Here is a 26,171-nt window from a genome sequence, read left to right on the forward strand (position 1 = left end):
GTTCTTGCTCTGTAAGAGTCGCGACAACTCAGCCCCGATCCATAGGAGGCCGACGGTGACCACCCCGGTTGAGACCAGTGAGCTCCCCCGCCTGAGAAACTACGTCAACGGTGAGCTCGTGGAGGCCCGGAGCGGCCGGTTCTCCGACGTCATCGACCCCTGCACCGGAGAGATCTACCTTAGTGCTCCCATCTCCGGACAGGAGGACGTCGACGCCGCCTACGCCGCCGCTGCCGCCGCGTTCGAGTCGTGGAGTCAGGCCACTCCGGGCGAGCGCGCCAACCTGCTCCTGAAGGTGGCCGACGCGATCGAGGCGCGGGCCGAGGAGCTGAACGAGGCCGAGTGCCTCAACACCGGCAAGCCGCGCGCCCGGATGGCCGAGGACGAGACCCCGGTCGCCGCCGACCACTTCCGCTTCTTCGCCGGCGCCGCCCGCACGCTGGAGGGGCCGACCTCCGGTGAGTTCCTGGCCGAGCACACCTCGGTCATCAGGCACGAGCCGATCGGCGTGGTGGGCCAGGTGACGCCGTGGAACTACCCGATGATGATGGCGGTCTGGAAGATCGCCCCGGCGCTCGCCGCGGGTAACACCGTCGTGCTCAAGCCCTCCGACACCACTCCCGTCTCCACGGTCAAGCTGGCCGAGATCCTCGGCGAGGTCCTGCCGAAGGGTGTCTTCAACGTCGTCGTCGGCGACCGGGAGACCGGCGCGCTGGTCGTCGGCCACCCGACCGCGTCGATGGTCGCGATCACCGGTTCCGTCGGCGCCGGCATGGCCGTGGCCAAGAGCGCCGCCGAGGACCTCAAGCGGGTCCACCTGGAGCTGGGCGGCAAGGCGCCCGTCATCGTGTTCGACGACGTCAAGGACCTCAAGGCCGCCGCCGAGTCGATCGCCACCGCGGGCCTGTACAACGCCGGCCAGGACTGCACCGCGGCCTGCCGCGTGCTGGTCCACGAGGAGGTCCACGACGAGTTCGTCGCCGCGCTCACCGAGGCGGTGGCGAACACCGTGACGGGCGACCTCTCCGACACGGAGGCCCTGTACGGCCCGCTCAACAACGCCGAGCAGCTGGCCCGCGTCACCGGCTTCCTCGACCGGGTCCCCGGTCACGCCAAGGTCCTGACCGGCGGGAACCGGGTCGGCGAGCGGGGCTACTTCTTCGCCCCCACGCTCGTCGACGGCCTGAGGCAGGACGACGAGATGGTGCAGAACGAGGTGTTCGGGCCGGTCATCACGGTCCAGACCTTCTCCGACGAGGCGGACGCGGTGGCCAAGGCCAACGACGTCAGGTACGGCCTGTCGGGCTCGGTGTGGACCTCCGACCACGGCCGGGCGATGCGCGTGTCGAACCGTCTCGACTTTGGTGTCGTCTGGGTCAACACTCACATCCCATTCGTCTCAGAAATGCCACACGGAGGCTTCAAGCACTCCGGTTACGGCAAGGATTTGTCCGTTTTTGGCCTGCACGACTACCTTCGCGTCAAGCACGTCATGCACTACATCGGCGAATAGCCGCGAACAGAGGGATAAGCCTGGCATGACCGAAATCCAGGTGGGTGCGGAGGCGGCCGACGCCGCCTCCCGCTCGCCCCAAATGCCCGCGATCGAACTCGATGGGGTCGTCAAGGAGTATGTCTCCCACGGCGAGGTCGTCCAGGCGGTCAAGGGTGTCACCCTGACCATCGCCGAGGGGGAGTTCTTCTCCCTCCTCGGCCCCTCGGGCTGCGGCAAGACCACCACCATGCGCATGATCGCCGGGTTTGAGGATCCGTCGCGGGGCAACGTGCGGCTGCACGGCCAGGATGTCACCAACGTCCCCCCCAACAAGCGCGACGTCAACATGGTCTTCCAGTCGTACGCCCTCTTCCCGCACATGAACGTCTGGGAGAACGTCGCCTTCGGCCTGCGGCGCAAGAAGGTGGCCGAGGCCGAGATCAAGCGCCGCGTCGGCGAGATCCTGGAGATCGTCGATCTCACCGGGCGGGAGAAGCGCCGCCCCCGTGAGATGTCCGGGGGCCAGCAGCAGCGGGTCGCCCTGGCACGGGCCCTGGTCAACAACCCCCGCGCGCTTCTGCTGGACGAGCCGCTCGGCGCCCTCGACCTCAAGCTCCGCCAGGCCATGCAGATCGAGCTCAAGCGCATCCAGCGTGAGGTCGGCATCACCTTCGTGTACGTCACCCACGACCAGAGCGAGGCGCTCACCATGAGTGACCGCATCGCGGTCATGAACGACGGCATGGTCGAGCAGCTGGGCACTCCGAGAGAGATCTACGAGCGGCCGGCAACCGCCTTCGTGGCCGGATTCATCGGCACGTCCAACCTGCTCAGCGGCACCGTCGACCGCCTCCAGTCCGGTTTCGCGGTGCTTAGGCTGGGCGATGAGGACCAGGTGCTCGCCGAAGGCGGATCGTTCACCGCCGGGGAACCGATCGCGATCACGGTGCGCCCGGAGAAGATCAGTATTTCCACCGAGGAGCCCACCGGAGACCTCAGCGTCGTACGAGGCGTCGTCTCCGAGGTGGTCTACCTGGGGCTCTACAACTCCTACACGGTCGGCCTGGCCCAGGGGGCAGAGGTGACCGTCTTCCAGCAGAACGCACTCGACAGCACGAGTACGGCGGAGCGTGGCGACGCCGTTTGGCTGTCGTGGCAGCCGCACCACTCGTACGCGATCGGAAGTTGAGTCCGCTATGTACTCCCGCATGAACCCCGCCTTCCTGCGTGGCATGACGCAGAGCCGCTCCGTCACCCGCCGTGACGCCCTCCGCCTGGGGGGAATGTCGGCCGCAGGTCTGGCCCTCGCCGCCTGCGGCGTGCAGGGCAAGAAGGTGGAGGCGCCCCAGAAGGACGCCGTCGCCGAGTACTGGGGCTCCAAGAAGAAGAACGGCACGCTGCGCTTCGCCAACTGGCCGCTCTACATCGACAAGGACGGCAAGCGGTACCCGTCCCTGGAGATGTTCGAGGCCGACACCGGCATCAAGGTGACCTACACGGAGGCCATCCAGGACATCCCCACGTTCTTCGGCAAGATCCAGCCGCTGCTCGCCGCCAACAACGACATCGGCTACGACCTGATGGTCCTGACCAACGGCCTGCAGCTGTCCAAGGCCATCGCGCTGGGCTATCTCGTCCCGCTGGACCACGCCAAGCTGCCGAACTTCGCCGCCAACGCCAGCTCCGTGGTCAAGAACCCCACCTGGGACCCGAACAACGCCCACACGGTCCCGTGGGCGGGCGGCCTGACCGGCATCGCCTACAACCCCAAGTACGTGGAGGAGGTCAAGAGCATCGCCGACCTCTGGAACCCCAAGTACAAGGGCAAGGTCGGCATGATGCTCGACACCCAGGAGGTCGCCAACTTCGGCATGTTCGCCCTGGGCATCGACCCTGACAAGTCGACCGAGGCCGACTGGAAGAAGGCGGGGGAGAAGCTCAAGCAGCAGCGCGACGCGGGTCTGGTGCGCAAGTACTACGAGAACGACTACGTCGACGCCCTCGCCAGGGGAGACATCTGGATCACCATGGCCTGGTCGGGTGACATCTTCCAGCAGGTCGCCGAGGGCAAGGACCTGAGGTTCGTGGTGCCCGAGGAGGGCGGCACGATCTGGACGGACAACCTGTGCATCCCGAAGACCTCGCAGAACCCGGTCGACGCGCTGACCTTCATGGACTACGTCTACCAGCCGAAGATCGCCACGATGCTGGTCGAGTCCATCAACTACATCACGCCGGTCTCCTCCGCCAAGGACCTGGTCCTCGCCGACGCCGCCAAGGCCACCGGCAAGGAGAAGGCCGCGCTGGAGCAGATCGCCGAGAGCCCGATGATCTTCCCCTCGGAGACGGACATGGCCAAGCTGCGGTCGTACAAGAAGCTGAACCCGGGTGAGGAGAAGGTCTTCGAGGACATCTTCCAGCCGATCACGCAGGGTTAGGCCGATGAGAGAGCGAACCAGTCGGGAAGGGGCAAGCGGCCGGTGAAACGCCTCGCCCCCTATCTGCTCATCCTGCCCGGCGGACTCTGGCTGGCGATCTTCCTGGTGGTGCCGATGGTCTTCATGGCCTCGGTCTCCACCCAGGAGGGCGACGTGGTCAACGGGTTCGCCCAGACGTTCAACTTCTCGGTGTACGGCGACGCCCTGGTGCAGTACAAGACCCAGTTCCTGCGCTCGGCCGGGTACGGTCTGGCCGCGACCGTCGTCTCCATCGCGCTGGCCTACCCGATGGCCTACTGGATCGCGTTCAAGGGCGGCAACCGCAAGTCCACCTACCTGCTGCTGGTGCTGCTGCCGTTCTTCGTCTCGTTCGTGCTGCGCACGGTGTCCTGGCGGTTCCTGCTCGCCGACGACGGCATGCTGCTCTCGCCGCTCAAGTCGGCAGGGCTGCTGCCCGAGGACTTCCACGTGCTGCAGACGACGTTCGCGGTGATCGGCGGCCTGGTCTACAACTACCTGCCGTTCATGATCCTGCCGATCTACGTCGCGCTGGAGCGGGTGGACCCCAAGGTGGTCGAGGCCGCCCAGGACCTGTACGCGGCCAAGCGTGAGGCGTTCACCAAGATCGTGCTGCCGCTCTCGCTGCCCGGCGTGTTCGCCGGGGTGCTGATGACGTTCGTCCCGATGACCGCGGACTACGTCAACGCCGGCATCCTCGGCGGCCCGGAGAACACGATGATCGGCAACATCATCCAGACCGAGTACCTGGTCAACAACGACTACCCGACCGCCGCCGCGCTGTCGTTCACGCTGATGGCGGCGATGCTGATCGGCATCTTCGCCTACGCCAAGGCGCTCGGCACCGAGAACGTCCTGGAGGCGGCGGCCCGATGAGCCCTGACACCCTCCGCAGGACCAGGAACGGTGAGCGACCGTGAGCATCAGCGAAACCGATGTCCGAGGCGAGGCACCCACCAGGCGGAGGTCTCCGCTGAACACGAGGCGGCTGGGTGACCGGCTGCTCCGGGTCTACGTCTGGCTGATCATCGCCTGGCTGTTCCTGCCGATCGCCGTCATGATCGTGTTCGGCTTCAACGACACCCAGAGCAAGTCGAACGTGACCTGGCAGGGCTTCACCCTCAGGTGGTGGGGCCGCCTGGACGAGTATCCGGAGCTGGTCACAGCGGTGATCAACTCGCTCAAGATCGCCGTACTGGCCACGGTGATCACGACGCTGATCGGCACGCTCATGGGCCTGGCCCTGGGCCGCTACCGCTTCCGCGGGCAGGGCGCGACCAACCTGGTGATGTTCGCCGCGATCGCCTCGCCCGAACTCGTCATGGGCGCCTCGCTGCTCTCGCTGTTCATCAGCGCCGGCGTGCAGACCGGCTTCGCGACCGTGGTCATCGCGCACGTGCTCTTCTCGCTCTCCTTCGTGGCGATCACCGTGCGCGCCCGGGTGATCGGGCTCGACCGGTCGATCGAGGAGGCGGCGCGCGACCTGGGCGCGTCCACCTGGACGACGTTCTGGCGGGTCACCTTCCCGATGATCCTGCCCGGCGTCGTCTCCGGCGCGCTGCTGGCCTTCGCGCTCTCCATCGACGACTTCGTGATCACCCAGTTCACCAGCGGTGCCACCCAGACGTTCCCGCTGTGGATCTGGGGTGCCACCCGTATCGGGGTGCCGCCTCAGGTCAACATCCTCGGGACGCTTATATTCGCGGTAGGCGTCGCCATCGCCGTGTTCAACACGGTCAACGCGCGCCGCCGCACCTAGCCGCCGTCAAGCCCCGTGCCCTCACCGGGTGGCGCGGGGCTTCGGTGTATCCGGATGCCCGCAAGGACATCCATGACAGAACATCCACGGCACAGAACAGGGAGGCGAGATCGGATTCAGGCGGGGGGAACCCGCGCGTGATCTTCACGACCACGCGATACACACAGAGAAAACCTGACTCACGTAGGGAAGTGAGATTTGTGGATCCGCTGAAGGCTCTTGCTGATGCGGAGCGCAAGCCGTACTGGCTCGACAGTCCGGCGAAACCCGAGCCGCTGGCGCGGCTCTTCGGTGAGACGAGCGCCGACCTGGCAGTGGTCGGCGGAGGATTCTCAGGGCTCTGGACCGCCCTGATGGCAAAGGAACGCGACCCGTCACTCGACGTCGTCCTGCTTGAGGGACGGAGGGTCGGCTGGGCGGCCTCCGGTCGCAACGGTGGCTTCGCACTGGCGACGCTCACCCACGGTCTCCCCAACGGGCTGGAGCGCTGGCCCGAGGAGATCTCCACGCTCGAACGCCTCGGTGTCGACAACCTCGACGAGATCGGCGAGGCCATAGCCAGGTACGGCATCGACTGCGGCTACGAGCGCACCGGCGAGCTGCACGTGGCCACCGAGCCGTGGCAGCTGGAGGAGATGAACCAGAGTATCGACATCGCCCGCGAGCTGGGCGCCCGCTTCGACGTCCTCGACGCGGAAGAGATCCGGGCGGAGGTGAACTCGCCCACCTACATCGGCGGCCACTGGGATCGCGACGGCTGCGCCATGCTCGACCCCGCCCGGCTGGCCTGGGGGCTTCGGGAGGCCTGCCTCTCGGTGGGCGTGCGCATCTATGAGCGCACGCCGGTACGCACCATGAAGGACACCCCGACGAGCCTGGACCTGCTCACCCCGCACGGCCTGGTCAGGGCGCGCAACGTCGCGCTCGGCACCGGGGTGTTCCAGCCACTGCTGCGGCGGCTGAGGCACCTCCTCGTGCCGGTCTACGACTACGCGCTGATGACCGAGCCGCTCTCCGCCGACCAGCTGGCCTCGGTGGGCTGGCAGAACCGGCAGGGGGTCGGGGACGCGGCCAACCAGTTCCACTACTACCGGCTGACCGAGGACAACCGGATCCTCTGGGGCGGCTACGACGCGGTCTACTACAACGGCGGCATGATCAAGCCCGAGTACGAGCAGCGTGACGAGACCTTCGTCAAGCTGGCCGAACACTTCTCCACCACCTTCCCCCAGCTGTCCGGGCTGCGCTTCACCCACAGGTGGGGCGGGGTCATCGACACCTGCAGCCGGTTCAGCGCCTTCTACGGCCGGTCGCACGGCGGGCGCCTGGCCTACGCCGCCGGATACACCGGTATGGGCGTCGGCGCGACCCGGTTCGGGGCGAACGTCATGCTCGACCTGCTCGCCGGGACGCGGACCGAGCGGACCGAGCTGCGGATGGTCAAGGAGAAGCCCGTCCCGTTCCCGCCCGAGCCGGTCCGCTCGGTCGGGATCCAGATGACCCGCTGGTCGATCGCCCAGGCAGACCTGCACCAGGGCCGCCGCAACCTCTGGTTGCGCACCCTGGACCGGATGGGCCTCGGGTTCGACTCCTAGGGACTGTCCCCGGCCCCGGCCGGGGACGGTCGTTGGCTTCCGGCACGCGGGCCGTACAGACTTGCACCATGTCGGAAAAGGTGAAGTTCACCGCCGGCGGGGTCACCCTCGCCGGCGACCTGCGGGTCCCGGTGGCACCGGGCCCGCACCCCGCCCTGGTCCTCACCGGCCCGTTCACCGGAACCCGGGACCAGGTCACCGGCCTGTACGCGTCCCGGCTGGCCGGAGCGGGATATGTGACGCTGGCGTTCGACCACCGCAACTGGGGCGAGTCGGGTGGCGAGCCGCGCAACCACGAGGACGCGCAGGGCAAGCTGGAGGACCTGCGGGCCGCGGTCTCGCTGCTGCGCTCGCGGCCCGAGGTGGACGCCGGCAGGATCGGCGCGGTCGGGATCTGCCTCGGCGCGGGCTACGCGCTCAGGTTCACCGCGTTCGACCCCCGGGTGAAGGCGTTCGCGGGCGTCGCGGGGGCGTACAACAACCCCTACGGCATGCGCGCGGGGATGTCGCCCGACGGGTACCAGCGGGCGTTGGCCTCCTTCACGGAGGTGCTGGAGCGGCAGGACAGGAGCGGTGAGGTGGAGTACCTGCCCGCGGTGGCCGAGGAGGGGGAGGCGGCCATGCCGGGCGACGAGCCGTTCGCCTACTACGGCACATCCCGAGGCGCCTCGGCGCACTGGAGCAACACGGTGACCCGGGCCTCGATCCGAGAGCTGATCACCCTGGACAACATGACGGGCGCCGACTTCCTGTCCCCCAAGCCGGGCCTTGTCGTGCACGGTGTGGTCGACCGCTTCTGTTCGCCCGAGGGCGCCGAGGAGGCCTACCGGCGGATGGACGATCCCAAGAGGCTCGTCTGGCTGGACACCCGGCTCCATATCGACCTCTATGACACCGAGCCACACGTCACCCGGGCGGTCGAGGCGGTCGCCGCGTTCTTCGGAGAGTACCTCTGAACGCGATGTACGTCCTCGGACTGGACGTCGGCGGTACGTCCTCACGGGCGCTCCTGATCGACGCCGACGGCCGGCGGGCCGGATACGGCGTGGCCGGGGGCGGCAACCCGGCGGCCCACGGCAACGCCGTCGCCGTCGCCAACATCGGCCTGGCCCTGCGGCAGGCCCTGCACGGGATCGACCCGGGCCTGGTGGCGGGGGCGGTCATCGGGATGGCGGGCGCCGGGGCGCTGGACCGCCTGGTGTTCGACCCCATGTGGGCCTCGGCCGGCCTGCGCGTCCGGCCCCGGCTCACCGGCGACCTGGGCATCGCCTTCGCCGCCGGTACGGCGGAGCCGCGCGGCACCGTGCTCATCGCCGGGACCGGGGCGATCGCCGCCAGGATCGAGGACGGCGAGCCCGTGATGATCGCCGACGGGCTCGGCTGGCTCCTGGGCGACCAGGGCTCCGGCTTCTGGCTGGGCAGGCAGGCGGCCCGCGCCGCCGCCCACGCCCTCAGCCGGGGGGAGGCGGGCGGGACGTTGACCCGCCTCGTCGTCGACGCCCTGCTGGAGGGCGAGCCGCTCCCGCAGGGGAGGAGAACGGCTGGACAGGGCGACGGGGCCGGGGAGACGGCGGCGGAGGAGCTGCGCGAACTGGCGATCAGGCTGGTGGTCCGCGCCCAGTCGCGGCCCACGCTGGAGCTGGCCAGGCTCGCCCCGCTCGTCAGCCGGGCGGCGGCCGAGGGCGACCCGGTCGCCCTGGAGATCGCCTCCACCGCTGCCCGGCTGCTCTGCGAGACGGTGGCCGAGGTCCGCCCGGCGGGCGAGACGAGCCCGATCGTGCTGGCCGGGAGCGTGCTGACCGGTGAGGGACCTGTCGGCCCCGCGGTACGGGAGAAGCTGGGGGCCGCGACGGTCCTGGCGGGTGACGGCGCGGGCGCGGCGGCGTGGCTGGCCGGGCGGGAGGCGTTCGGCTGGGACCCGGCGACCGCCGCGCGGCTGCACGCCCGCATCGTCTCCGGCGACTGATCCCGGCGGCCGGCCGGGAGCGAACGCGCTCTCGGCCGGGTCGCCCCTCGCCGCCGGAGAGGAGACCGGCTCGTTTCCGGAAGACCGTACCGGCCTGAAAACCGGGGCAGGCCTGTCAGCCGTCGCCGGAACCCGAGCGGAGCGGATCGACGTCCCGGCCGTCCGGGGCGGTGGCGCCGCGCCCGACGATGGGTCGCAGCACGTCCAGCACCGCCGGGTCCTCGATGGTCGAGGGGACGGGTTCGTCGGCGCCCTCGGCGATGCCGCGCATGGTCTTGCGCAGGATCTTCCCCGACCTGGTCTTCGGCAGCGCCGGGACCACGTCCACCTGTTTCAGCGCCGCCACCGCGCCCACCTGCTCGCGGACGGCCAGGATCAGCTCGGCCCGCAGGGTCTCGACCTCGACCGTCGCCCCGCTCTTCAGCACCACGAAGCCACGCGGGACCTGCCCCTTCAGATCGTCGGCGACTCCGATCACCGCGCACTCGGCCACCGCCGGGTGCGCGGCCAGCACCGCCTCCATGGACCCCGTCGACAGCCGGTGCCCGGCCACGTTGATCACGTCGTCGGTGCGGCCCATCACGAAGAGGTAGCCGTCCTCGTCGAGGTAGCCGCCGTCGCCGGTCAGGTAGTAGCCGGGAAAGGCCGACAGATAGGACTTCACATAGCGCTCGTCGTCCTGCCAGAGCGTGGGGAGGGTGCCGGGCGGGAGCGGGAGCCGGATGCAGATCGCCCCCTCCTCGCCGGCGGCGCACTCGGCGCCCGAGGACCGCAGCACGCGCACGTCGTAGCCGGGGACGGGCACGGTGGGGGAGCCCGGCTTGATCGGCATGGGTTCCAGGCCGCGCAGGTTGGCCGCGACGGGCCAGCCGGTCTCGGTCTGCCACCAGTTGTCGACGACCGGGACGCCGAGCTTCTCCGCCGCCCAGTGGTAGGTGTCGGGGTCCAGGCGCTCCCCGGCGAGGAAGAGCGTCCGCAGCGACGAGATGTCACGGCCGTGCAGCAGGGCCGCCTCCGGGTCGGTCTTCCTGATCGCGCGGAACGCGGTCGGCGCGGTGAACAGCGCGTTCACCCGGTGCTCGGCGATCACCCGCCAGAACGCGCCCGCGTCGGGGGTGCCGACCGGCTTGCCCTCGTACAGCACCGTTGTGGCGCCCCGCAGCAGCGGCCCGTACACGATGTAGGAGTGCCCGACCACCCAGCCGATGTCGGATGCCGCCCAGAACACATCGCCGGGCGCGATGTCGTAGACGTTGGCCATGCTCCACAGCAGCGCCGCCGCGTGCCCGCCGTTGTCGCGTACGACGCCCTTCGGCAGCCCGGTGGTGCCGCTGGTGTAGAGGATGTAGAGCGGGTCGGTCGCCTTCACCGGCACGCACCCGGCGGGTTCGGCCGCAGTGTCGGCCCAGTCGACGTCCCGCCCGGGCACCAGCTCCGCCGGTGCCTGCTCGCGCTGGAGGATCACGCAGTGCGCGGGCCGGTGTCCGGCCAGGTCGAGCGCGGCGTCGAGCATCGGCTTGTACAGCACCACGCGGGTGGGCTCGATCCCGCAGGAGGCCGAGACGACCACCTTGGGGCGCGCGTCGTCGATCCTGGCCGCCAGCTCTTTGGGGGCGAACCCGCCGAACACCACCGAGTGCACGGCTCCCAGCCGCGCGCACGCCAGCATGGCGATCACCGCCTCGGGCACCATCGGCATGTAGATCACCACCCGGTCGCCCTGCTCCACCCCGAGGTGGCGCAGCACCCCGGCGAACCTGGCGACCTCGTCGCGCAGCTCGGCGTAGGTGTAGCGCCTGCCGGTGCCGGTCACCGGGCTGTCGTAGATCAGCGCGACCCGGTCGCCGTGGCCCGCCTCGACGTGCCGGTCCAGCGCGTTGTGGCAGGTGTTCAGCTCCCCGTCGGGGAACCACCGGTAGAAGGGCGGCGCCCCGGAGTCCAGCACCTCGCGCGGGGGCCTGCTCCAGGTGACCGCCTCGGCGGCCTCGGCCCAGAAGTCCTCCGGGTCGGTGATGCTGCGGGCAAACGCGTCAGCGTACGACATCAGGCCATCATGCTCTCCTGGGGGGCGCCCGGTCGAGGCCCCCCTCCGACCTTCGCGTACGGAGGGTGACTCCTGGCCGGAGCTGCGGGCTTCCAATCCGACGTGCCCCTGCCGACAATGTCATCCGCGTAGGTCGGTGCTCTTGCGCGGGCTCCTTCCGGCAGTATCCCCTTCCCGACGATCAACGGCTCTCGATCATCGCTCCGGCGCCGCCCCGCTGCTCCCGATCCGCCGGCAAGACCGTGGTCACGCCGAAGCCGGCGATCAGTTCCGGGATCGGGCGGTAGTAGGAGAACGTCGAGCGGTACTCGCCGGCCCCCGCCTTCATCGCGTTGTGCGAGGCCACCCAGGTACGGACCTCGTGGCAGGACTTTCCGGCCTCGGCGGCCATCTCCTCCGCCGTCCAGTCGTCGAGCCGGTCGAGCTGCCCGGAGGACAGGATGGACATGAACTCGCGGTCCCATTCCGGGTTGAGGTCCCGGATGTTCGCCTCACCCCTGGCGAACGCCTTGGCTGCGTCGATGACACGCTGCTGGCGTGCGGCACGTGCGGCGGCGGTCGGATGGCGGCCGTTGAGGAGCAGCTTGCGCTGTTCCTCGGTGGCGGTGGCGATCTGTGGGACCGGCGGGTCGTGGGACAGCCCGCCGGAGCCGATGATCAGCACGCGGGCGTCCAGATCCTTGAGGAAGTTCCCCACGGCCCTTCCGAACGCGCCGACCCGCCGCATCGGAGCGAACGGCGGCGCCACGGAGTTGACGAAGATGGGGATCACCGGCTTCGCGGTGATGCCGCCGAAGAGGATCTCCAGCGGCTGGACGGCGCCGTGGTCGACCTCCATCTTCAGCGAGATCGCGCAGTCCACGCCGTCGTCGAGCACCGACGCCGCGAGCCGCTGGGCGATCTCGGTGGGCACGTCGAGCGGGCCCGCCTCGCTGTCGTAGTCCCCGACACCCGTGGCCTGGTAGCCGATGCAGAACTGCGGCATGAGTTCGTAGAAGAACCCGTTGTAGTGGTCCGGCGCGAACAGGACGATCAGCTCGGGGTCGAAGTCCGCCGCGAACCGCCGTGCGGCTCCGAACGCCCCGTTGAGATCGTCGAGCACTTCACGCGACGCCTCGGAGAACTGCAGTAGCGGACTGTGCGACATGTTCACCAGTGCGAGCGTCATCGTTCCTCTCCTTCTCCTTGAGCTCTTCGAGTTCTCCACCCGGTCTCCACGCGCAGGTCGCCGCATGGAGACCGGGTGGCTGCTCAGCGACCGAGCAGGAAGTCCAGGTGGATCCGGTTGAAGGTCTCGGCGTCCTCGTACTGCGGCCAGTGCCCGCAGTTGTCCATGATGGCGAGGGCCGAGCCGGGGATGAGAGAGGCGATGCGCTCGGCCTCGGCGACCGGGCCAGAGGGGTCCTTGGTGGTCCACAGCACCAGCGCGGGAGCTTTGATAGACGCCAGCTCCTCATCGGTGACCATGTTGCGCTTGCGGATCTCCAGGTCCTGCAGGGCCATGTTCGCCGTGCAGGCGGCCAGCCAGTCGGGCTGCTCGAAGATGGCCTGGCGGGTGCGAATGAGGTCGTCGGTGACCATCGCCGGGTCCGCCATCAGCCACTCCAGCCGGGCCTTGACCCGCTCCCAGCTCGGGTCCTTCGCGGCCGCCATGGACAGTGTGTACAGGCGATCCATGACCTGCGGGTTGGCCATCGTGCCGCCCATGGTGTTCAGCGCGATGCGCTCCACCCGGTCGGGGTGGTGCGCGGCCATCTTCGCGGTGACCCACCCGCCGAGCGACTCGCCGGTGAGGTACGCCCTCTCCACGCCCAAGGTGTCAAGCACGTGCTGGAGCTGGTCGATGTAGTGCTCGATCTCCAGCGGGTGCCGCGGCTTGGCGCTGTAGCCGTGCCCGATGAAGTCGATGGCGTAGGTGTTGAAGTGCTCGCCGTGCGCGGCCAGGTTGCGCACGTACGCCTCGGCGTGGCCGGTGATGCCGTGCAGCATGAGCAGTGTCGGCTTGGACTCGTCGCCGGCGCGCAGATACCGAGTGCGGTACGGGCCGGCCTGGAGGAAGCCCTGGCTGAACTCCACCTCCCGCAGGTCGGACCAGACGCTCGGGTATGAACGGTTGCTCATGCGGTTTCCTTCTCTCGTGGCGGTTGACGCGGTCACTGCAAGACGATCCCGCCGTCGACCATGATCAGCTGGCCGGTGATGTAGTCGGAGTCGTCACCGGCCAGGAAGATCGCGGTGGGCGCGACGTCGCCGGGGGTGCCGACCCGGCCGAGCAGGATGGTCGGGGTGTAGTCGTCCAGTGCGGCCGGGGAGTCATCGGCCCTGGCCGAGCCGGTCTCGTCCCGGTGCATCTGCGACCACAGGTCGGTCTGAATGATCCCCGGCCCGATCCCGTTGACCGTGATGCCGTACGGGGCGAGCGCGCGGGCGCTGGAGTGGGTGAGCGAGAGGACGGCGGCCTTGCTCGCGGCGTACGCGGCGAAGTGCGCGCTGGGGCTGCGCGAGGACGTCGAGCAGGTGTTGATCACCTTGCCCCGGCCCCTGGCGATGAAGTGCCTGGCGACCTCCTGCGTGCACAGCAGCACGCCGAGGCCGTTGACGTCCAGGACCTTCTGCCACTGCCGCTCGGTCGTGCTCAGGTACGGCTCCTTGAGCAGCATGCCGGCGTTGTTGAACAGGACGTCGATGTCGCCGAAGCCGGCGAGCACTGCCGACACCATTGCCCGAACCGACGCGCGATCGGTGACGTCCACTGGTACGGCCAGGCCACGGCCGCCCCGCTCCCGGATGGCGGAGACGACCCGCTCCGCCGCGCCGCGGTCGATGTCGGCCACCGCGACCGACGCCCCCTCGGCCGCGAGGGCGGTGGCGAATCCGGCGCCGATGCCGTTGCCCGCCCCGGTGACGATCACCACCTTGCCGTCCAGTCGTCCGCCTCGGGCATCGTCGCCGGTCATCGGTTCGCTCCCTTTCGTGACGTCCTGCTCATGAGCCTGGCGAAGCCGGCCCGGACCCAGCGCCGGGGCAGCAGGCGGCTGATCGCGTACGCGGTGCGCCAGGCCGGGCCGGGGATGACCAGGGGCGTGCCGCGCTCGAAGCCGCGTACCGCCGCCTCGGCCACCACCGGGGGCGTCAGCCACAACCAGTCCGGCAGGTGCGCGGTGGACACCCCGGAGCGCTGGTGGAACTCGCTGCGCACGAAGCCCGGTGCGACCGTCGTGCTGGTCACGCCGGAGCCGCGCAGCAGGTGGTGCAGCCCCTCGCCGAAGGTGGTCGCCCACGCCTTGGACGCCGAGTAGGTGATCGCCGGAGTGCCCGGGGCGAAGCCCGCGATGGAGGAGACCGTGATGAGGCCGCCGCGCCGGCGTGCCTTCATCCCAGGCAGGGCCGCGTGGGTCAGGCGCAGCACGCTGTCCACGTTGATCCGGTTCAGCGTCATCGACGCCTGCACCGGGTTGCCGAGGTAACCGCCCGGCGGCAGCCCGATGCCGGCGTTGTTGACGAGCACGTCCACCGGGTCGCGCTCGGCGGTCAGCCGCGCCTCCGCGGCGGCCAGGCCGTCCTCGGCGGTGAGGTCCGCCGGGAGCACCTCGCAGGTCACCCGGCGGGCGGCGCGGATCTCCTCCGCCGTGGTCGCCAGCCGGTCCGCGTCCCGCGCGACGAGGACCAGGTCGTATCCGCGGGCGGCCAGGCGATCGGCCAGGGCCCGGCCGATGCCCGAGGTGGCCCCGGTCACCAGTGCTCTCATGAGAGTGCCTCATCGAGCAGCAGGGTCATCCGCCGGGCGGCTTCGGTGAGGAAACCTTCGGCGCCGCGCTCCCGCAGGGCGTGGTAGTTGGGTGCCTCAAGCGCGAGCAGCGTCTCGGCCGGCAGGGCGCGTACCACGTCTGCGAGCGGCAGCGCGCCCTCGCCGGGCAGCAGTCGGCCGACCCGGGCCTCCCACTGCAGCGGTGGCACCTCGGCGGACTGGCCGCGGGCGGCGACCGCGTCCGCGGGCATCGCGCCGACCTGGGCGGTCGCGTCGCAGAGTTGCGCGACGGGCAGCAGCGCCGGGTCGGTCGCGGCGACGTCGGCGGGGGTGCCGCCCGAGCGCAGCAGGTGCAGCGAGTCCACCAGGACGCCTCCGCCGCCGGAGCGGGAGACCACCGCGAGCGCGGTGGCGAGATCGCGGACCGGCCGGTAGGCCATCGGCTCGATGACCGGCCTGATCCGGTATGTCAGGGCGAGCCGGGTGAGCTCGGCGAAGCGGTCGGCGAGCCGGTCCAACTCGGGGTCCTGGCCGACCACATACAGCAGGTGGGCGCCCAGTTCGGCGCCGGCGTGCAGGTACGGTTCGACGGCGGCGATGTCGGCGTGCTCGTCGAGCAGGAGGACCTCGATGACCGGGATGCGGATCCCGGTGTCGTCACGGCGGGCGACGGTCTCCGCGAGCATGGGAGAGCCCGGCGCCATCGGCCAGGGGCGTTCGGTGGGGTCCATCGGGTGGATCCGCAGCCCGACGTGGGCGAATCCGGCCGCGGCGGCCAGGCCGACCAGTTCCGGCGGCGAGGTGTCGAGCATGGTGAGGTGGTCGACCCCGAAGGGGCGGGCGGTGCCGGTCATGCGGCGCCTCCTTCGGCGAGCGTGATGACGGTCTTGCCCGGTACGGAGGACGCGGCGGTGAACGCCTGCTGCGCGCGCTCCAGCGGGTAGGTCGCGGCGACGACGATCCCTGGGGCGACCGAGCCGAGCGCGACCGCGTCGATCGTGGCCCGGTAGTCGCCGGGGTGGTCGTAGATCATCGACCCGAGCACGGTGAGGCCGCGGCGGACCGCGATCCTGGTGTCCAGCGGGATGGGGTCGGAGCCCACGCCGACGAGGACGAGACGGCCCTGCGGCGCCAGCCGGGCCAGGGCGGTCTCGCCGCCGGCGGCGGTTCCGGAGGTCTCGAAGGCGACCGGGAACTCCGTGCCGTCCGGCGCGTGGGCGGCGCCCAGGGCCACGGCCCTGGCCCGCCGCTCGGGGTGCGGCTCAAGCACGGCGACCGGGTGCCCGGCGGAGCGGAGGGCGTGCACGAGCAGCAGCCCCAGCGCGCCCGCGCCCACCACCAGGCACGACTCCGTGCAGGTCAGGGAAGCGCGGCGGACCGCGGCCAGGGCGACGGCGAGGGGTTCGACGCACACCGCGTCCTGGTCGGCCAGGCCGGCGGGCAGTGCCCAGGCGTGCCGGGCCGGTACCTCGACCCGCTCGGCGAGCATGCCGGGAAGGTTCAGCGCGGGGCTGCCCCGCCGTACGCACAGCGAGGGAGCGCTGTCCCGGCAGGGGACACACACCTGGCACGGGTAGTTGGGCTCGATCGCGACGCGCTCGCCGATCCGGGAGGGCGGCACGCCCGGCCCGACCTCGACGATCCTGCCATGCGCCTCGTGGCCGATGACCCACGGCAGGTGGGGCACCGTCCGGCTCCCGTCGAACAGCCCGAGGTCGGTGCCGCAGATCCCCACATCGCGTATCGCGACGACGACGTGGTCTGGGCGACACACCGGATCGGGCCAGTCGTCCACGACGGTGAGGCGGCCCGGCATGGTGAGCACCGCTGCCCGCATCACTGCTCCTTCCTTCGTTACCGCTGGGGTGGCCGGTCATGGTGGCCGGGTCAGACCAGCACCATGCCGCCGTCGACCATGACGACCTGACCGGTCATGTAGTCCGAGCCCGGCCCGGCGAGGAACACGGCGGTGGGGCCGAGGTCCTCGGGGACGGAGACCCGGCCGAGCAGGATCCGCTCGGCGTAACCGGCCTCCCGTGCCCCGCGGGCCTCGGGGTCGGCCACGACGCCCTCCCACATCTCGGTCCGCACGATCCCGGGCGCGAAGCCCATGACCGTGATGCCGTACGGGGCCAGCGCGCGTGCGCCGGACTGGATGAGCGAGGAGACGACCGCCTTGCTGGCCGCGTAGTGGGCGAATGTGGCGTTCGCCTGCCTGGCCGCGATCGACGTGGTGTTCACGATCTTCCCGCCGCGACCCTGGGCGATCATGATGCGCGCCGCCTCCTGGGTGCACATCAGGGTGCCCAGGCCGTTGACGGTCATCAGTTGCCGCCAGTCGTCCTCGGTCACCTCGAGGAACGGGTTCTCCCGCAGGATCCCAGCGTTGTTGAACAGTACGTCCAGGTGCCCGTACCGGTCGACCGCGGCGGACAGGCCCGCGACGACGGACGACCGGTCCGAGACGTCCATCGTCACCGCGATCGCGTCGCCGCCGTCGGCGAGGATCCGGTCGCGTACCGCCTCGGCGCTCGCGCCGTCCAGGTCGGTGGCGATCACCGAGGCGCCCGCGCGGGCGAGTGCCTCGGTGATCGCGGAGCCGATCCCGCGGCCGGCGCCGGTGACGACGACCACCTTGCCGGTGAGCCGGGTCATGAGGTCACGCTCACTTCAGCTCGATGCTGAACTTGGCCAGGGCGGCCTTGGTGGTCTCGGATGTGGTCTTCAGGTCGGCGTACCAGTTCAGCTCGTTGTCGCCTTCGAGGCGCGGCATGTAGTTCTTCTCGGTGAAGGTGACGAACTCGGTGTCCTGGGCGGCGGTGAGGGTGGCCTCGCGCAGCTTCTTGACCACCTCGTCCGGCGTCCCGGCCGGTACGGCGACGCCCCACACCGACGACGTCATGCTGGAGACGTCCACACCGGCCTCCTGGAGGGTGGGTGCGTCGACGTAGTCGAGCTTCTTGCCGTCCGGGGTGAAGACGGCGAGCGGGACGAGGTCGCCGCTGGTCACGAAGGGCATGGTGACCGACGCGTCGAGCATCCCCAGGTCGGTCTGGTTGCCGACCAGCGCCTGCACGGCGGGACCGGCGCCGTCGTACGGCACGGCGGTGGACTTGACGCCGAGCCCGTCGAAGAGCATCGCGGTGTTGAGGTGGGTGGGGGTGCCGATGCCGGAGACCGCGTAGGTCAGGTCCTTGCCCTTGGCCAGGTCTGCGAACGACTTGAGACCGGACTTGGCCGAGGTCACCAGCAGGTACGGCTGGGAGATGACGCCGGCCACCGGGGTGAAGCTGTCGAAGTTGTACGGCGCGCTGCGGATGGTGGACTGCACGAACGCGTCACCCGTGTTGTAGAGGATCGTGTAGCCGTCCTTCTTCGCGCCGGTCGCCACCTCGGCGGTGCCGGTGATGCCGGAGGCGCCGGGCCGGTTGACCACGATCGCGTTGACGCCGAGCGACTTCTTCAGGCCCTTGGCCAGGGCGCGGGCGGAGATGTCGGTGGGGCCGCCGGCCGCGTACGGGACGACCATCTCGACGACCTTGGACGGGTAGGAGGAGGCGTCACCGGCGTCGCCGGCGGACGAGCACGCGGTCAGCGACAGGGCGGTGACCAGCGCCGCGGCCACGCCTGCGGACTTGCTGGACCGGGTCAGTGAGAAACCCATTTCTGGCCTTACTTTCATCGGGGGTGGCTGGTGGTGAAGCGATCAGGGTTTGCGGTCCAGGCCGGTTCAGCCGGTCGAGGCCGGCTCGTCCACCTGGGCGGCGGCCCCGTCGTGCCGGGTCTCTTCGATGAACTTCCGCCTGGTGGCGCTGCGCAGCCGGGCGATCACCTGGAAGACCACCAGTACGCCGAGCGTGATCACGATGATCAGCGACACCGGACGCTGGACGAAGATCCCGAGGGATCCGCCGGACATGAGCAGGGACTGCCGGAACGAGGTTTCGAGCAGCGGCCCGAGGATCACGGCGAGCGCGAGCGGTCCCGGGTCGTACCCGGTCTTGCGCATGGCGTACCCGACGACACCGAAGGCGAGCATGATCCACATGTCGAAGGTGCTGTTGGAGATGGAGTAGACGCCGACCATGGTGACCACGACGATCACCGTGGACAGGATCCCGATCGGGACCCTGATCAGGTGCACGAAGACCTTGACCAGCGGCATGCTCAGCACCAGCAGCATGAGGTTGCCCACCAGCATCGAGGCGAGCACGCCCCAGAAGATCTCCGGGTGGCTGGTGACGAGCTGAGGGCCCGGGGTGATCCCCTGGATCAGCAGCGCGCCGAAGATCAGGGCGAGTACGACGTTGGACGGGATGCCGAGCGACAGCAGCGGAAGGAACGAGGACGTGGAGCCCGCGTTGTTGGCCGTCTCGGGCCCGGCGACACCGGCGATGGCCCCGCGCCCGAACTCCTCGGGGTGCTTGGAGACCTTCTTCTCGGTGGCGTACGAGGCGAGCGACGCGACGACCCCGCCGCCGCCGGGCAGCAGGCCGAGCAGGAAGCCGATGACCGAGCCGCGGCCGATGGCCCCGGCGGAGTCCTTCATGTCCTGCCTGGTGGGCAGGATCCGGCCCAGTTTGCCGTCGATCCGGGCGTTGCGGGCCTTCTGCTCCAGGTCGTACAGCACGTCGCCGAGCCCGTACAGGCCCATCGCGACGGCGACGAAGTCGATGCCGCGCAGCAACTCGGTCGAGCCGGCGGTGAAGCGGGCGACGCCGGTGATGGCGTCGATGCCGACGGCGGCGATGAGCAGGCCGAGGCAGGCGACGATGATGTTCTTCAGCATCCGGGCCTGGCCCAGGGCGGAGACCATGAGCAGGCCGCCCACCGCCAGCATGCCGTACTCGGGCGGGCCGAGGGTGAGCGCGAAGTCCGCGATCACCGGGGAGAGGAAGAGCAGGCCGACCACCGAGACCGTGCCACCGATGAAGGAGCCGATCGCCGAGATGCCGAGCGCGGGCCCGGCGCGGCCTTTCAGCGCCATCTGGTGCCCGTCGTACACGGTGACGACGCTGGCGGCCTCGCCCGGCAGGCGGAGCAGCACCGACGTGATCGTGCCGCCGTAGTACGCCCCGTAGTAGATGCCGGCGAGCATCAGCACCGCGCCGGCGGGCGGCAGGAGGTAGGTCAGCGGGAGCATGAGGGCGATCGTGGGCGCGGGGCCGAGGCCGGGCAGGATGCCCACGACCATGCCGACGACGACGCCGATGAAGACATAGAGCAGGTTTTCGGGTTGGAGGGCGACTTCGAAGCCAAGGAGGAGATCACCAAAGTTCATTGTTCGCCCCTCACAGGACATTCAGTACGTCGTGTGGCATGGGGATGCCGAGCATGACGGAGAAGGTGAGAACGGCGATCGCGGTCAGGGCGATCGACAGCACCAGGCTCGTGCGCCACCGGTACTCGGCCATGAAGCGCAGCCAGACGAGGCACATCAAAAAGGACGCCAGGGTCAGGCCGGCGATCGAGAAGATCACGATGAACGCGCCCATCAACCCGAACCCGGCGACGATGATCCAGGTCCGCCGGGTCAGCGGTTCGTAGTCGCCGTCGTCGCGCTCGCCGACCAGCAGGCCCAGGGCCGCCAAGGCCATGACCACGGAGACGGCCAGCGGCCACATCCCCGCGCCGGGCTGTTGCAGGCCACCGAGCGGCAGTGAGAGCGCGTAGGCCATCACCCCCAGCGCGAACAGCATGATCACCAGGCTGTTGAGCCTGTAGAGGCGAATCTTCGTCATCGGCGGCGACCTCCGCGTAACACCTGCGTAACCGGCAGGACATCCTGCGGGAACGGACGCTAGCCAAGAGATAGTGCATTCGTCAACAGAGAATGCATTATTTGCCGAGCGTCCGTTATGATCTCCCGTATGGTCCGACAGAAGGGGGCGAGCACCCTTGCCTCGCACTTCCACGAGGTCGTCAAAGGCGAGATCGTGCTAGGCAAGCTGCCGCCCGGAACCCACCTCAAGCCTGCGGAGCTCGCAAGCAGGCACTCGACCAGCACGACGGTGATCCGTGAGGCACTGGTCCGCCTCACTCAGGAAAAGCTCGTGGTGGCCCGACCTAACCAGGGCTTCTTCGTCCCGAGCCTCTCCCTGAGCGGTCTGGAAGACCTCACTCGGGTGCGCACGCACTGCGACACGTTCGCGCTGAGGCTCGCCATCGAGAGAGGCGACCTCGCCTGGGAGACCTCGGTGGTGACGGCGTACCACGTGCTCACCCGCACGCCCCGGCGCACGCCCGAAGACCCCGAGCACACGACCGAAGCGTGGTCGCGTGCTCATCGAGCCTTCCACCTGGCTCTTGTCGAGGCGTGCGAGGTTCCGATGCTCATGACCATCGCCGAGACCGCCTTCGACTCGACGGAGCTGTACCGTCGCTGGTCCGCCCCGTCGCCCGCTGCGTCCACGCGGTCCGTAGCCGAGGAGCATGAGCTGATCCTTGAGGCGACGCTCCAGCGAAACACCGAAAAGGCGACCGCCCTGCTGGCGGAGCACTACGAGCGGTCACTGCAGGTGATGCTCGCCAGCGGGCTTATCGACGGTGATCAATGAAGGCGCGGCGGTCTTCACGGCCGGAGCCGGCCTGGCGGGATGGACCCGGGCCGGCGGCACCGACACCTGTGTGTCGTGCGACTTCTTCCACTGCGGCACCATGCCGCTCAAGCGCTTGTACTGCCTGGTCGTCATGGAGGTCTTCGCCCGAAGGGTGTATCTCAGCCGGCACCCTGCCTCACGAGAGCCGCTCCACGATCATGGCCATGCCCTGTCCGCCGGCCGTGCACATCGTCTGCAGCCCGACCTGGCCATCGTGGAACTCCAGGGAGTTCAGGAGGGTCGCCGTCAATCGTGCGCCACTCATTCCGAACGGGTGCCCCATCGCGATCGCGCCCCCGTTCACGTTCAGTCGGTCGTCGGCGATGTCCAAGTCTCTCTGGCAGGCCAGCACCTGCGACGCGAACGCCTCGTTGATCTCGACCTGGTCGATGTCGGCGATGGTCATGCCGGCTCGACGGAGCGCCTTGCGGGTCGCCTCGACCGGCCCAAGTCCCATGATTTCCGGGGACAGCGCGGTGACGGCGGTCGCGATGATACGCGCGCGCGGCGTGAGTCGCAGTTCACGCGCCTTGGTATCGCTCATCACGACGAGCATCGCCGCGCCGTCGTTCAACGGGCAACTGTTGCCGGCGGTGACCCGGCCGTCGGGCCGGAACACCGGTGGAAGCCGGGAAGCCGCCTCGTACGTCACGCCGCGCCGCGGTCCGTCGTCGGCGGTGACCATCCGCCCGTCCGGCAGGCGCACCGGACAGATCTCCCGAGCCCAGAATCCGATGTCGGTCGCCTTCTCCGCGCGCCGCTGTGAGCGCACGGCGAAATGGTCCATGTCCTCCCTCTCGATCCCTCTCAGCCATGCCACGTTCTCGGCGGTCTGGCCCATCGGGATATGCGCATCGGGCAGCAGCCCGAGATCCCTCGGGTCGTCCCAGCCGTGGACCCGCTCGTGGACACGTCGAACGGTCCGCTCGCCCGGCGCGGTGAAGATTTCGTTTCTCGTACCGGGCCATCCGTCGGCCGTTCCCCGGCCGAACCGGGAGACCGTCTCGACGCCGGCCGAGATATACGCCTCGCCCTCGCCGGCCTTGATCGCGTGGAAGGCCATCCGTGTGGTCTGCATCGACGAACCGCAGTAGCGGTTGACGGTGGTCCCCGGAAGCCCGTCCAAGCCCAACCGGATCGCCACCGTGCGGGCCATGTTGAAGCCCGATTCCCCCGCGGGCTGTGCGCAGCCGAGCAGCAGATCCTCGAAGTCCGCCGGATCGACCTCCGGCACCAGCTCAAGGCCGTGCCGGATGACCTGGGCGACCAGGTCATCCGGGCGCGCCGACGCCAGCGAACCCTTCACCGCGCGGCCGATGGGTGATCTCACCGCCGCGATGATGACCGCCTCCGGCACTACTTCTCCCTCCGTCGCGACCTGCCCGGCGCCGCCGGGCCGGTCGGCCGCGGTCCACGGCGCCGTGGCGCGCGGGCGGGGTCGAACGGCCGCAACGCCGGAACGTCCTGGCCGTCGATCAGCCGCGCGAGCAGGTGCGCGGTCGAGGGGGCCATCATGACACCGAGCATGTTGTGCCCGGTCGCCAGGAAGACCCGTGACTCACCGGGCATCGCGCCGATGAACGGGAGCCCGTCCGGGGTCATCGGACGCGGCCCCATCCACTCCGCCGTCCGCCGTGCCCAGTCGACGCCGGTGAAATACGGCGCGGCCGCGTTGACGACCTCCCGGATCCGACTGCGGTTGAACCTGTCTTCCATGGCGTCGAACTCCATCGTTCCGGCGATTCGTACCACCCCGTCCAGCGGGACGGCGCCCACGTGCGCCTCCTCCAGCTTCAGCACCCGGGTGAGCGGTGCCGCGGGGGCGATGCTGAAGCTGTATCCCTTACCGGGACGGACGGGCAGGTTGAGCCCGAGATTCCCGGTCAGATCAGCCGAACCGGCCCCGGCCGCGATGACGACGTGCCCGGCCGTGAAGGTGCCGGCTGTGGACGCGACGCGTACGTCCCGCGACGACGGCACGACTCGCGTCACCCGTGCGCCCTCGTGGATCACGACGCCGCCGGCCCGCAGGGCATCGGCGAGCGCGTCCACGAAGGCGCTCGGGTCGACCTGCGCCTGACCGGACAGTACGAACCCGGATTGAGCCCGCTCCCCCAGGCAAGGCTCCAGGGCACGGAGTTCCGGCCCGTCCAGGATCTCGCCGAGGTCGTGTTCGACCGGATAGTGCTCGCGAAGGAATGCCCGCTTTCGCTCGGTCCGGGCGCGGGACGGGAAGAGGTACAGGTATTCACGCCGGGTGACCTCGATGCCTACCCCGTTGTCCGACAGCGCGGCGAACCGCTGGTAGGTGTCCGCTCCCAGCTGCGTCAGCGCACGGACCCCGGCGTGGAAGCGCTCGGCGGTGGCGTTCCGGGCCATCCGCAAGAGGAAGGCGCCCATGGTCAGCGCTGCCGCCGGGTGGACGTAGAGGGCGCTGTCCTTGCGGTACATGTTCTTCAGCGCCGTGCTGACAATGCCGGGCGCCGGGAGCGGACCCACGATCGACGAGCAGATTTCCCCTGCGTTCCCGCGGGACGCTCCGCTGCCGACCCGGTCCCGTTCGAGGACGACGACCTGGTGGCCCCACCGGGCGAGTTCCCACGCGACGCAGAGCCCCAGCACACCGCCGCCGACGACGACCGTCGGCCTCGACGCCGTTCCCCTCGCACTCGTGTGCACAGTCGTCATGACCGGCTCCGAGCCGATCGGAGGGCGGCCCGCCGCTCGGCGGTCGCCGGTTCGTCGACCTCGAAGGTGCCGGTGAGCACAACGCCGTAGACGTCCCGTGCGGCCTCGGCGCTCACCTTGCGGTTGAGCACGTCGGCCCGTACCAGAGCCGGATCCCGATCCAGCGGATCGCCGTACCCTCCGCCGCCGGGCGTGTAGAAGGTGACGGTGTCGTCGTAGTCGAGGCTCATCGTCGGGCCGGTCTGATACCGCAGAACCTGCTCGGACTCCCTGCCTTCGTTGACGACCCACCGGCTTGGTGCGCCGCTGTGCCCGCCGAACAGGCCCTTCGGCGGGATGGCCGAGTACTGCGAGGTGTGCGAGAACCTCGCCGCCTCACCCTTGACCTGCCAGCTCAGTTTCAGGCCCAGCCCGCCACGCCATCGACCGGCCCCGCCGGAGTCGGCGTACAGGGTCTTCGACCGGTACAGCACGGGCGCTTCCCACTCGGAACTCTCGATGGAAGGGCTGGCCACGTTGGTGATCCAACCCGGCATCGCGCTCAGGCCGTCCCGGCTCGCCCGGGCGCCGAGGCCGCCGGTGCTCGGTCCGGTGCCCATCCGCCACTCCTGGCGCGCCGAGACGTCGCCGCCGTCCGGATGGGTGGTGGTGTTCACCGCGGATCCGCGACCGTAGATGAGACCGCAGGAGTTGGCCACCACCGCCTTCGGCAGCACCCCGGCCATGGCCTCGAAGATCATGTCCACGATCTGATGGGTCACCGCCATCCGCTGGTAGACGGCCGCGGGCGGGGTCGGGTTGACTATGGAGCCCTCGGGCGCGTCGATCATCACGAGGTTGGCCGGGCCCTGGTTCTTGGGAATGTCCGGCGGCATCATCGCCAGCAGGCCGAACAGGCAGGCCGAGATGGTCGCCGACTTCGGACAGTTTATCGGTCCCGCGATCTGAGCGTCGGAACCGGTGAAGTCGAAGGTGATCCGGTCGTCCGCGACCCTCATCGCGAGCCGGAGCCGGACGGGACCGCCCATGCTGCCGTCTTCGAGCAGCGGCTTCTCCGCCCGGTAGACGCCGTCCGGGATCCGCCGGATGTACTCCGCGGTGCGCCGCTCGGCGTAGTCGATTTGCGCGTCGACCGCCTGTAGGACAACGTCCAGGCCGTACCGGTCCAGCAGGCGGCGGAACCCGTCGGCACCCACATGGGCCCCGGACACCTGGGCCAGCAGGTCACCGCGTTGCGCGTACGGCACGCTGGTGTTCGTCAGGATCAGCTTGAGCAGGTCCTCGTCCAGGACGCCGCCGGAATACAGCTTGACCGGGGGGATCCGCAGGCCTTCCTCGAAGATGCTCGTGTGCCAGTCGTTCGGATCCAGACCGCCGGCTCCCGCCAGATGCGCGAAGATCGTGGAGAAGCCGACCAGTTCGCCGTCCCAGAAGACCGGCTCGTAGATGATGAAGTCGGCGGTGTGGTGCGCCCCGACGCTGCCGTCGACGTACGGATCGTTGGTCAGGATGACGTCGCCGGGGACAAGCGTCGCCGGTGGGAAATGGTGCTTCAGCATGCCCTTGAGGCAGGGCCCGAGCGCGTTGAGGTGGACCGGTACGTTGGCCCCTTCGGCGACCAGCCGGCCACGCGCGTCGAAGATCGACGACGAGCAGTCCTTGCCCTCCTTCAGCAGCAGGGAGTAGCTCGTACGCGTCATCGTCTCGGTCATCTGCTCCGCGAGAGACTCCAGCGCGCTCCGGATGACCTCCACGGTCACCACATCCAGGCTGCGACCTGAGGCGGCGTCTCGCGTATCCGCTGAGTTCACGAAATTCTCT

At 69.6% G+C, this 26,171-nt stretch carries 23 protein-coding genes; 9 read left to right on the plus strand and 14 right to left on the minus strand.

Translation table 11 applies throughout. The features are described 5' to 3' along the window. The first annotated feature begins 55 nt into the window (after window positions 1-55). The 8 genes from ABT061_RS29575 to ABT061_RS29610 all read left to right on the plus strand — a co-directional run bounded on the left by ABT061_RS29575 (window position 56) and on the right by ABT061_RS29610 (window position 9,271). Window positions 56-1,513, plus strand: coding sequence for a gamma-aminobutyraldehyde dehydrogenase (locus ABT061_RS29575; protein ID WP_350924057.1), 1,458 nt, complete (start codon window positions 56-58; stop codon window positions 1,511-1,513). A 25-nt stretch (window positions 1,514-1,538) separates the two neighbouring features. Continuing rightward, window positions 1,539-2,684, plus strand: a complete 1,146-nt coding sequence (locus ABT061_RS29580; RefSeq protein WP_350924059.1) for an ABC transporter ATP-binding protein — start codon at window positions 1,539-1,541, stop codon at window positions 2,682-2,684. Between the two features lie 19 nt (window positions 2,685-2,703). Next, on the plus strand, window positions 2,704-3,933 hold the full coding sequence (locus ABT061_RS29585; protein WP_350924061.1) for a polyamine ABC transporter substrate-binding protein: 1,230 nt from the start codon (window positions 2,704-2,706) through the stop codon (window positions 3,931-3,933). Between the two features lie 42 nt (window positions 3,934-3,975). Further along, a complete protein-coding gene (locus ABT061_RS29590; RefSeq protein ID WP_350924063.1) occupies window positions 3,976-4,827 on the plus strand; it encodes an ABC transporter permease in 852 nt (283 codons plus the stop codon). A 46-nt stretch (window positions 4,828-4,873) separates the two neighbouring features. Continuing rightward, a complete protein-coding gene (locus ABT061_RS29595; RefSeq protein ID WP_502991499.1) occupies window positions 4,874-5,710 on the plus strand; it encodes an ABC transporter permease in 837 nt (278 codons plus the stop codon). A gap of 200 nt (window positions 5,711-5,910) precedes the next feature. Beyond that, window positions 5,911-7,305 carry an NAD(P)/FAD-dependent oxidoreductase gene (locus ABT061_RS29600; protein WP_350924291.1) on the plus strand — a complete coding sequence of 465 codons (1,395 nt, stop codon included), beginning with the start codon at window positions 5,911-5,913 and terminating at the stop codon, window positions 7,303-7,305. Window positions 7,306-7,373: 68 nt separating this feature from the next. Further along, the gene (locus ABT061_RS29605; protein WP_350924065.1) at window positions 7,374-8,261 is read left to right on the plus strand and encodes an alpha/beta hydrolase; all 888 of its coding nucleotides are present in this window, start codon (window positions 7,374-7,376) and stop codon (window positions 8,259-8,261) included. A gap of 5 nt (window positions 8,262-8,266) precedes the next feature. After that, entirely contained in the window at window positions 8,267-9,271 is a 1,005-nt protein-coding gene (locus ABT061_RS29610; RefSeq protein ID WP_350924067.1) for an N-acetylglucosamine kinase, read from the plus strand. A 115-nt stretch (window positions 9,272-9,386) separates the two neighbouring features. Here the strand turns inward: ABT061_RS29610 and ABT061_RS29615 are convergent, their stop codons facing one another. The 11 genes from ABT061_RS29615 to ABT061_RS29665 all read right to left on the minus strand — a co-directional run bounded on the left by ABT061_RS29615 (window position 9,387) and on the right by ABT061_RS29665 (window position 20,804). Further along, window positions 9,387-11,315 (minus strand): propionyl-CoA synthetase, encoded by a 1,929-nt coding sequence (locus ABT061_RS29615; RefSeq protein ID WP_350924069.1) that lies wholly within the window; start codon window positions 11,313-11,315, stop codon window positions 9,387-9,389. 181 nt (window positions 11,316-11,496) lie between these two features. After that, window positions 11,497-12,483, minus strand: coding sequence for a 3-carboxyethylcatechol 2,3-dioxygenase (locus ABT061_RS29620; protein WP_350924071.1), 987 nt, complete (start codon window positions 12,481-12,483; stop codon window positions 11,497-11,499). 83 nt (window positions 12,484-12,566) lie between these two features. Then, on the minus strand, window positions 12,567-13,436 hold the full coding sequence (locus tag ABT061_RS29625; protein WP_350924073.1) for an alpha/beta fold hydrolase: 870 nt from the start codon (window positions 13,434-13,436) through the stop codon (window positions 12,567-12,569). Window positions 13,437-13,468: 32 nt separating this feature from the next. Then, entirely contained in the window at window positions 13,469-14,272 is an 804-nt protein-coding gene (locus tag ABT061_RS29630; RefSeq protein WP_350924075.1) for an SDR family NAD(P)-dependent oxidoreductase, read from the minus strand. Beyond that, window positions 14,269-15,063, minus strand: coding sequence for an SDR family NAD(P)-dependent oxidoreductase (locus ABT061_RS29635; RefSeq protein ID WP_350924077.1), 795 nt, complete (start codon window positions 15,061-15,063; stop codon window positions 14,269-14,271). Before ABT061_RS29635 ends, ABT061_RS29630 begins: the two co-directional genes overlap by 4 nt. Next, entirely contained in the window at window positions 15,060-15,917 is an 858-nt protein-coding gene (locus tag ABT061_RS29640; protein ID WP_350924079.1) for a sugar phosphate isomerase/epimerase family protein, read from the minus strand. Before ABT061_RS29640 ends, ABT061_RS29635 begins: the two co-directional genes overlap by 4 nt. After that, window positions 15,914-16,900, minus strand: a complete 987-nt coding sequence (locus tag ABT061_RS29645; RefSeq protein ID WP_350924081.1) for a zinc-dependent alcohol dehydrogenase — start codon at window positions 16,898-16,900, stop codon at window positions 15,914-15,916. Before ABT061_RS29645 ends, ABT061_RS29640 begins: the two co-directional genes overlap by 4 nt. 50 nt (window positions 16,901-16,950) lie before the next feature. Beyond that, window positions 16,951-17,718, minus strand: coding sequence for an SDR family NAD(P)-dependent oxidoreductase (locus tag ABT061_RS29650; RefSeq protein WP_350924083.1), 768 nt, complete (start codon window positions 17,716-17,718; stop codon window positions 16,951-16,953). A 10-nt stretch (window positions 17,719-17,728) separates the two neighbouring features. After that, window positions 17,729-18,727: a Bug family tripartite tricarboxylate transporter substrate binding protein gene (locus tag ABT061_RS29655; protein WP_350924085.1), complete on the minus strand. Its 999-nt coding sequence runs from the start codon at window positions 18,725-18,727 to the stop codon at window positions 17,729-17,731. 66 nt (window positions 18,728-18,793) lie between these two features. After that, window positions 18,794-20,344, minus strand: coding sequence for a tripartite tricarboxylate transporter permease (locus tag ABT061_RS29660; protein WP_350924087.1), 1,551 nt, complete (start codon window positions 20,342-20,344; stop codon window positions 18,794-18,796). 10 nt (window positions 20,345-20,354) lie between these two features. Next, window positions 20,355-20,804, minus strand: a complete 450-nt coding sequence (locus ABT061_RS29665) for a tripartite tricarboxylate transporter TctB family protein (RefSeq protein WP_350924089.1) — start codon at window positions 20,802-20,804, stop codon at window positions 20,355-20,357. Between the two features lie 129 nt (window positions 20,805-20,933). On the opposite strand from ABT061_RS29665, the gene ABT061_RS29670 reads away from it, so the two are divergent. Then, on the plus strand, window positions 20,934-21,620 hold the full coding sequence (locus ABT061_RS29670; RefSeq protein WP_350924091.1) for a GntR family transcriptional regulator: 687 nt from the start codon (window positions 20,934-20,936) through the stop codon (window positions 21,618-21,620). Between the two features lie 178 nt (window positions 21,621-21,798). Here the strand turns inward: ABT061_RS29670 and ABT061_RS29675 are convergent, their stop codons facing one another. The 3 genes from ABT061_RS29675 to ABT061_RS29685 are packed head-to-tail and all read right to left on the minus strand — an operon-like array spanning window position 21,799 to window position 26,161. Further along, window positions 21,799-23,019, minus strand: a complete 1,221-nt coding sequence (locus ABT061_RS29675) for an acetyl-CoA C-acetyltransferase (protein WP_350924093.1) — start codon at window positions 23,017-23,019, stop codon at window positions 21,799-21,801. Further along, window positions 23,019-24,350: an NAD(P)/FAD-dependent oxidoreductase gene (locus tag ABT061_RS29680; protein ID WP_350924095.1), complete on the minus strand. Its 1,332-nt coding sequence runs from the start codon at window positions 24,348-24,350 to the stop codon at window positions 23,019-23,021. The genes ABT061_RS29675 and ABT061_RS29680 overlap by 1 nt, the downstream gene beginning before the upstream one ends. Then, entirely contained in the window at window positions 24,347-26,161 is a 1,815-nt protein-coding gene (locus ABT061_RS29685; RefSeq protein WP_350924097.1) for a hydantoinase B/oxoprolinase family protein, read from the minus strand. Before ABT061_RS29685 ends, ABT061_RS29680 begins: the two co-directional genes overlap by 4 nt. Window positions 26,162-26,171 lie beyond the last annotated feature (10 nt).

Origin of the sequence: Streptosporangium sp. NPDC002544 (assembly GCF_040295965.1) — a bacterium.
GTDB lineage: Bacteria > Actinomycetota > Actinomycetes > Streptosporangiales > Streptosporangiaceae > Streptosporangium.

Bases quoted from the DNA above. Each gene is read 5' to 3' on its own strand.
- ABT061_RS29625 (WP_350924073.1), bottom strand. From the start codon at position 13,436: ATGAGCAACCGTTCATACCCGAGCGTCTGGTCCGACCTGCGGGAGGTG.
- ABT061_RS29650 (WP_350924083.1), bottom strand. From the start codon at position 17,718: ATGACCCGGCTCACCGGCAAGGTGGTCGTCGTCACCGGCGCCGGCCGC.
- ABT061_RS29635 (WP_350924077.1), bottom strand. From the start codon at position 15,063: ATGAGAGCACTGGTGACCGGGGCCACCTCGGGCATCGGCCGGGCCCTG.
- ABT061_RS29620 (WP_350924071.1), bottom strand. From the start codon at position 12,483: ATGACGCTCGCACTGGTGAACATGTCGCACAGTCCGCTACTGCAGTTC.
- ABT061_RS29630 (WP_350924075.1), bottom strand. From the start codon at position 14,272: ATGACCGGCGACGATGCCCGAGGCGGACGACTGGACGGCAAGGTGGTG.
- ABT061_RS29580 (WP_350924059.1), top strand. From the start codon at position 1,539: ATGACCGAAATCCAGGTGGGTGCGGAGGCGGCCGACGCCGCCTCCCGC.
- ABT061_RS29645 (WP_350924081.1), bottom strand. From the start codon at position 16,900: ATGCGGGCAGCGGTGCTCACCATGCCGGGCCGCCTCACCGTCGTGGAC.
- ABT061_RS29605 (WP_350924065.1), top strand. From the start codon at position 7,374: ATGTCGGAAAAGGTGAAGTTCACCGCCGGCGGGGTCACCCTCGCCGGC.
- ABT061_RS29585 (WP_350924061.1), top strand. From the start codon at position 2,704: ATGAACCCCGCCTTCCTGCGTGGCATGACGCAGAGCCGCTCCGTCACC.
- ABT061_RS29655 (WP_350924085.1), bottom strand. From the start codon at position 18,727: ATGGGTTTCTCACTGACCCGGTCCAGCAAGTCCGCAGGCGTGGCCGCG.
- ABT061_RS29615 (WP_350924069.1), bottom strand. From the start codon at position 11,315: ATGTCGTACGCTGACGCGTTTGCCCGCAGCATCACCGACCCGGAGGAC.
- ABT061_RS29665 (WP_350924089.1), bottom strand. From the start codon at position 20,804: ATGACGAAGATTCGCCTCTACAGGCTCAACAGCCTGGTGATCATGCTG.
- ABT061_RS29680 (WP_350924095.1), bottom strand. From the start codon at position 24,350: ATGACGACTGTGCACACGAGTGCGAGGGGAACGGCGTCGAGGCCGACG.
- ABT061_RS29660 (WP_350924087.1), bottom strand. From the start codon at position 20,344: ATGAACTTTGGTGATCTCCTCCTTGGCTTCGAAGTCGCCCTCCAACCC.
- ABT061_RS29640 (WP_350924079.1), bottom strand. From the start codon at position 15,917: ATGACCGGCACCGCCCGCCCCTTCGGGGTCGACCACCTCACCATGCTC.
- ABT061_RS29610 (WP_350924067.1), top strand. From the start codon at position 8,267: ATGTACGTCCTCGGACTGGACGTCGGCGGTACGTCCTCACGGGCGCTC.
- ABT061_RS29670 (WP_350924091.1), top strand. From the start codon at position 20,934: ATGGTCCGACAGAAGGGGGCGAGCACCCTTGCCTCGCACTTCCACGAG.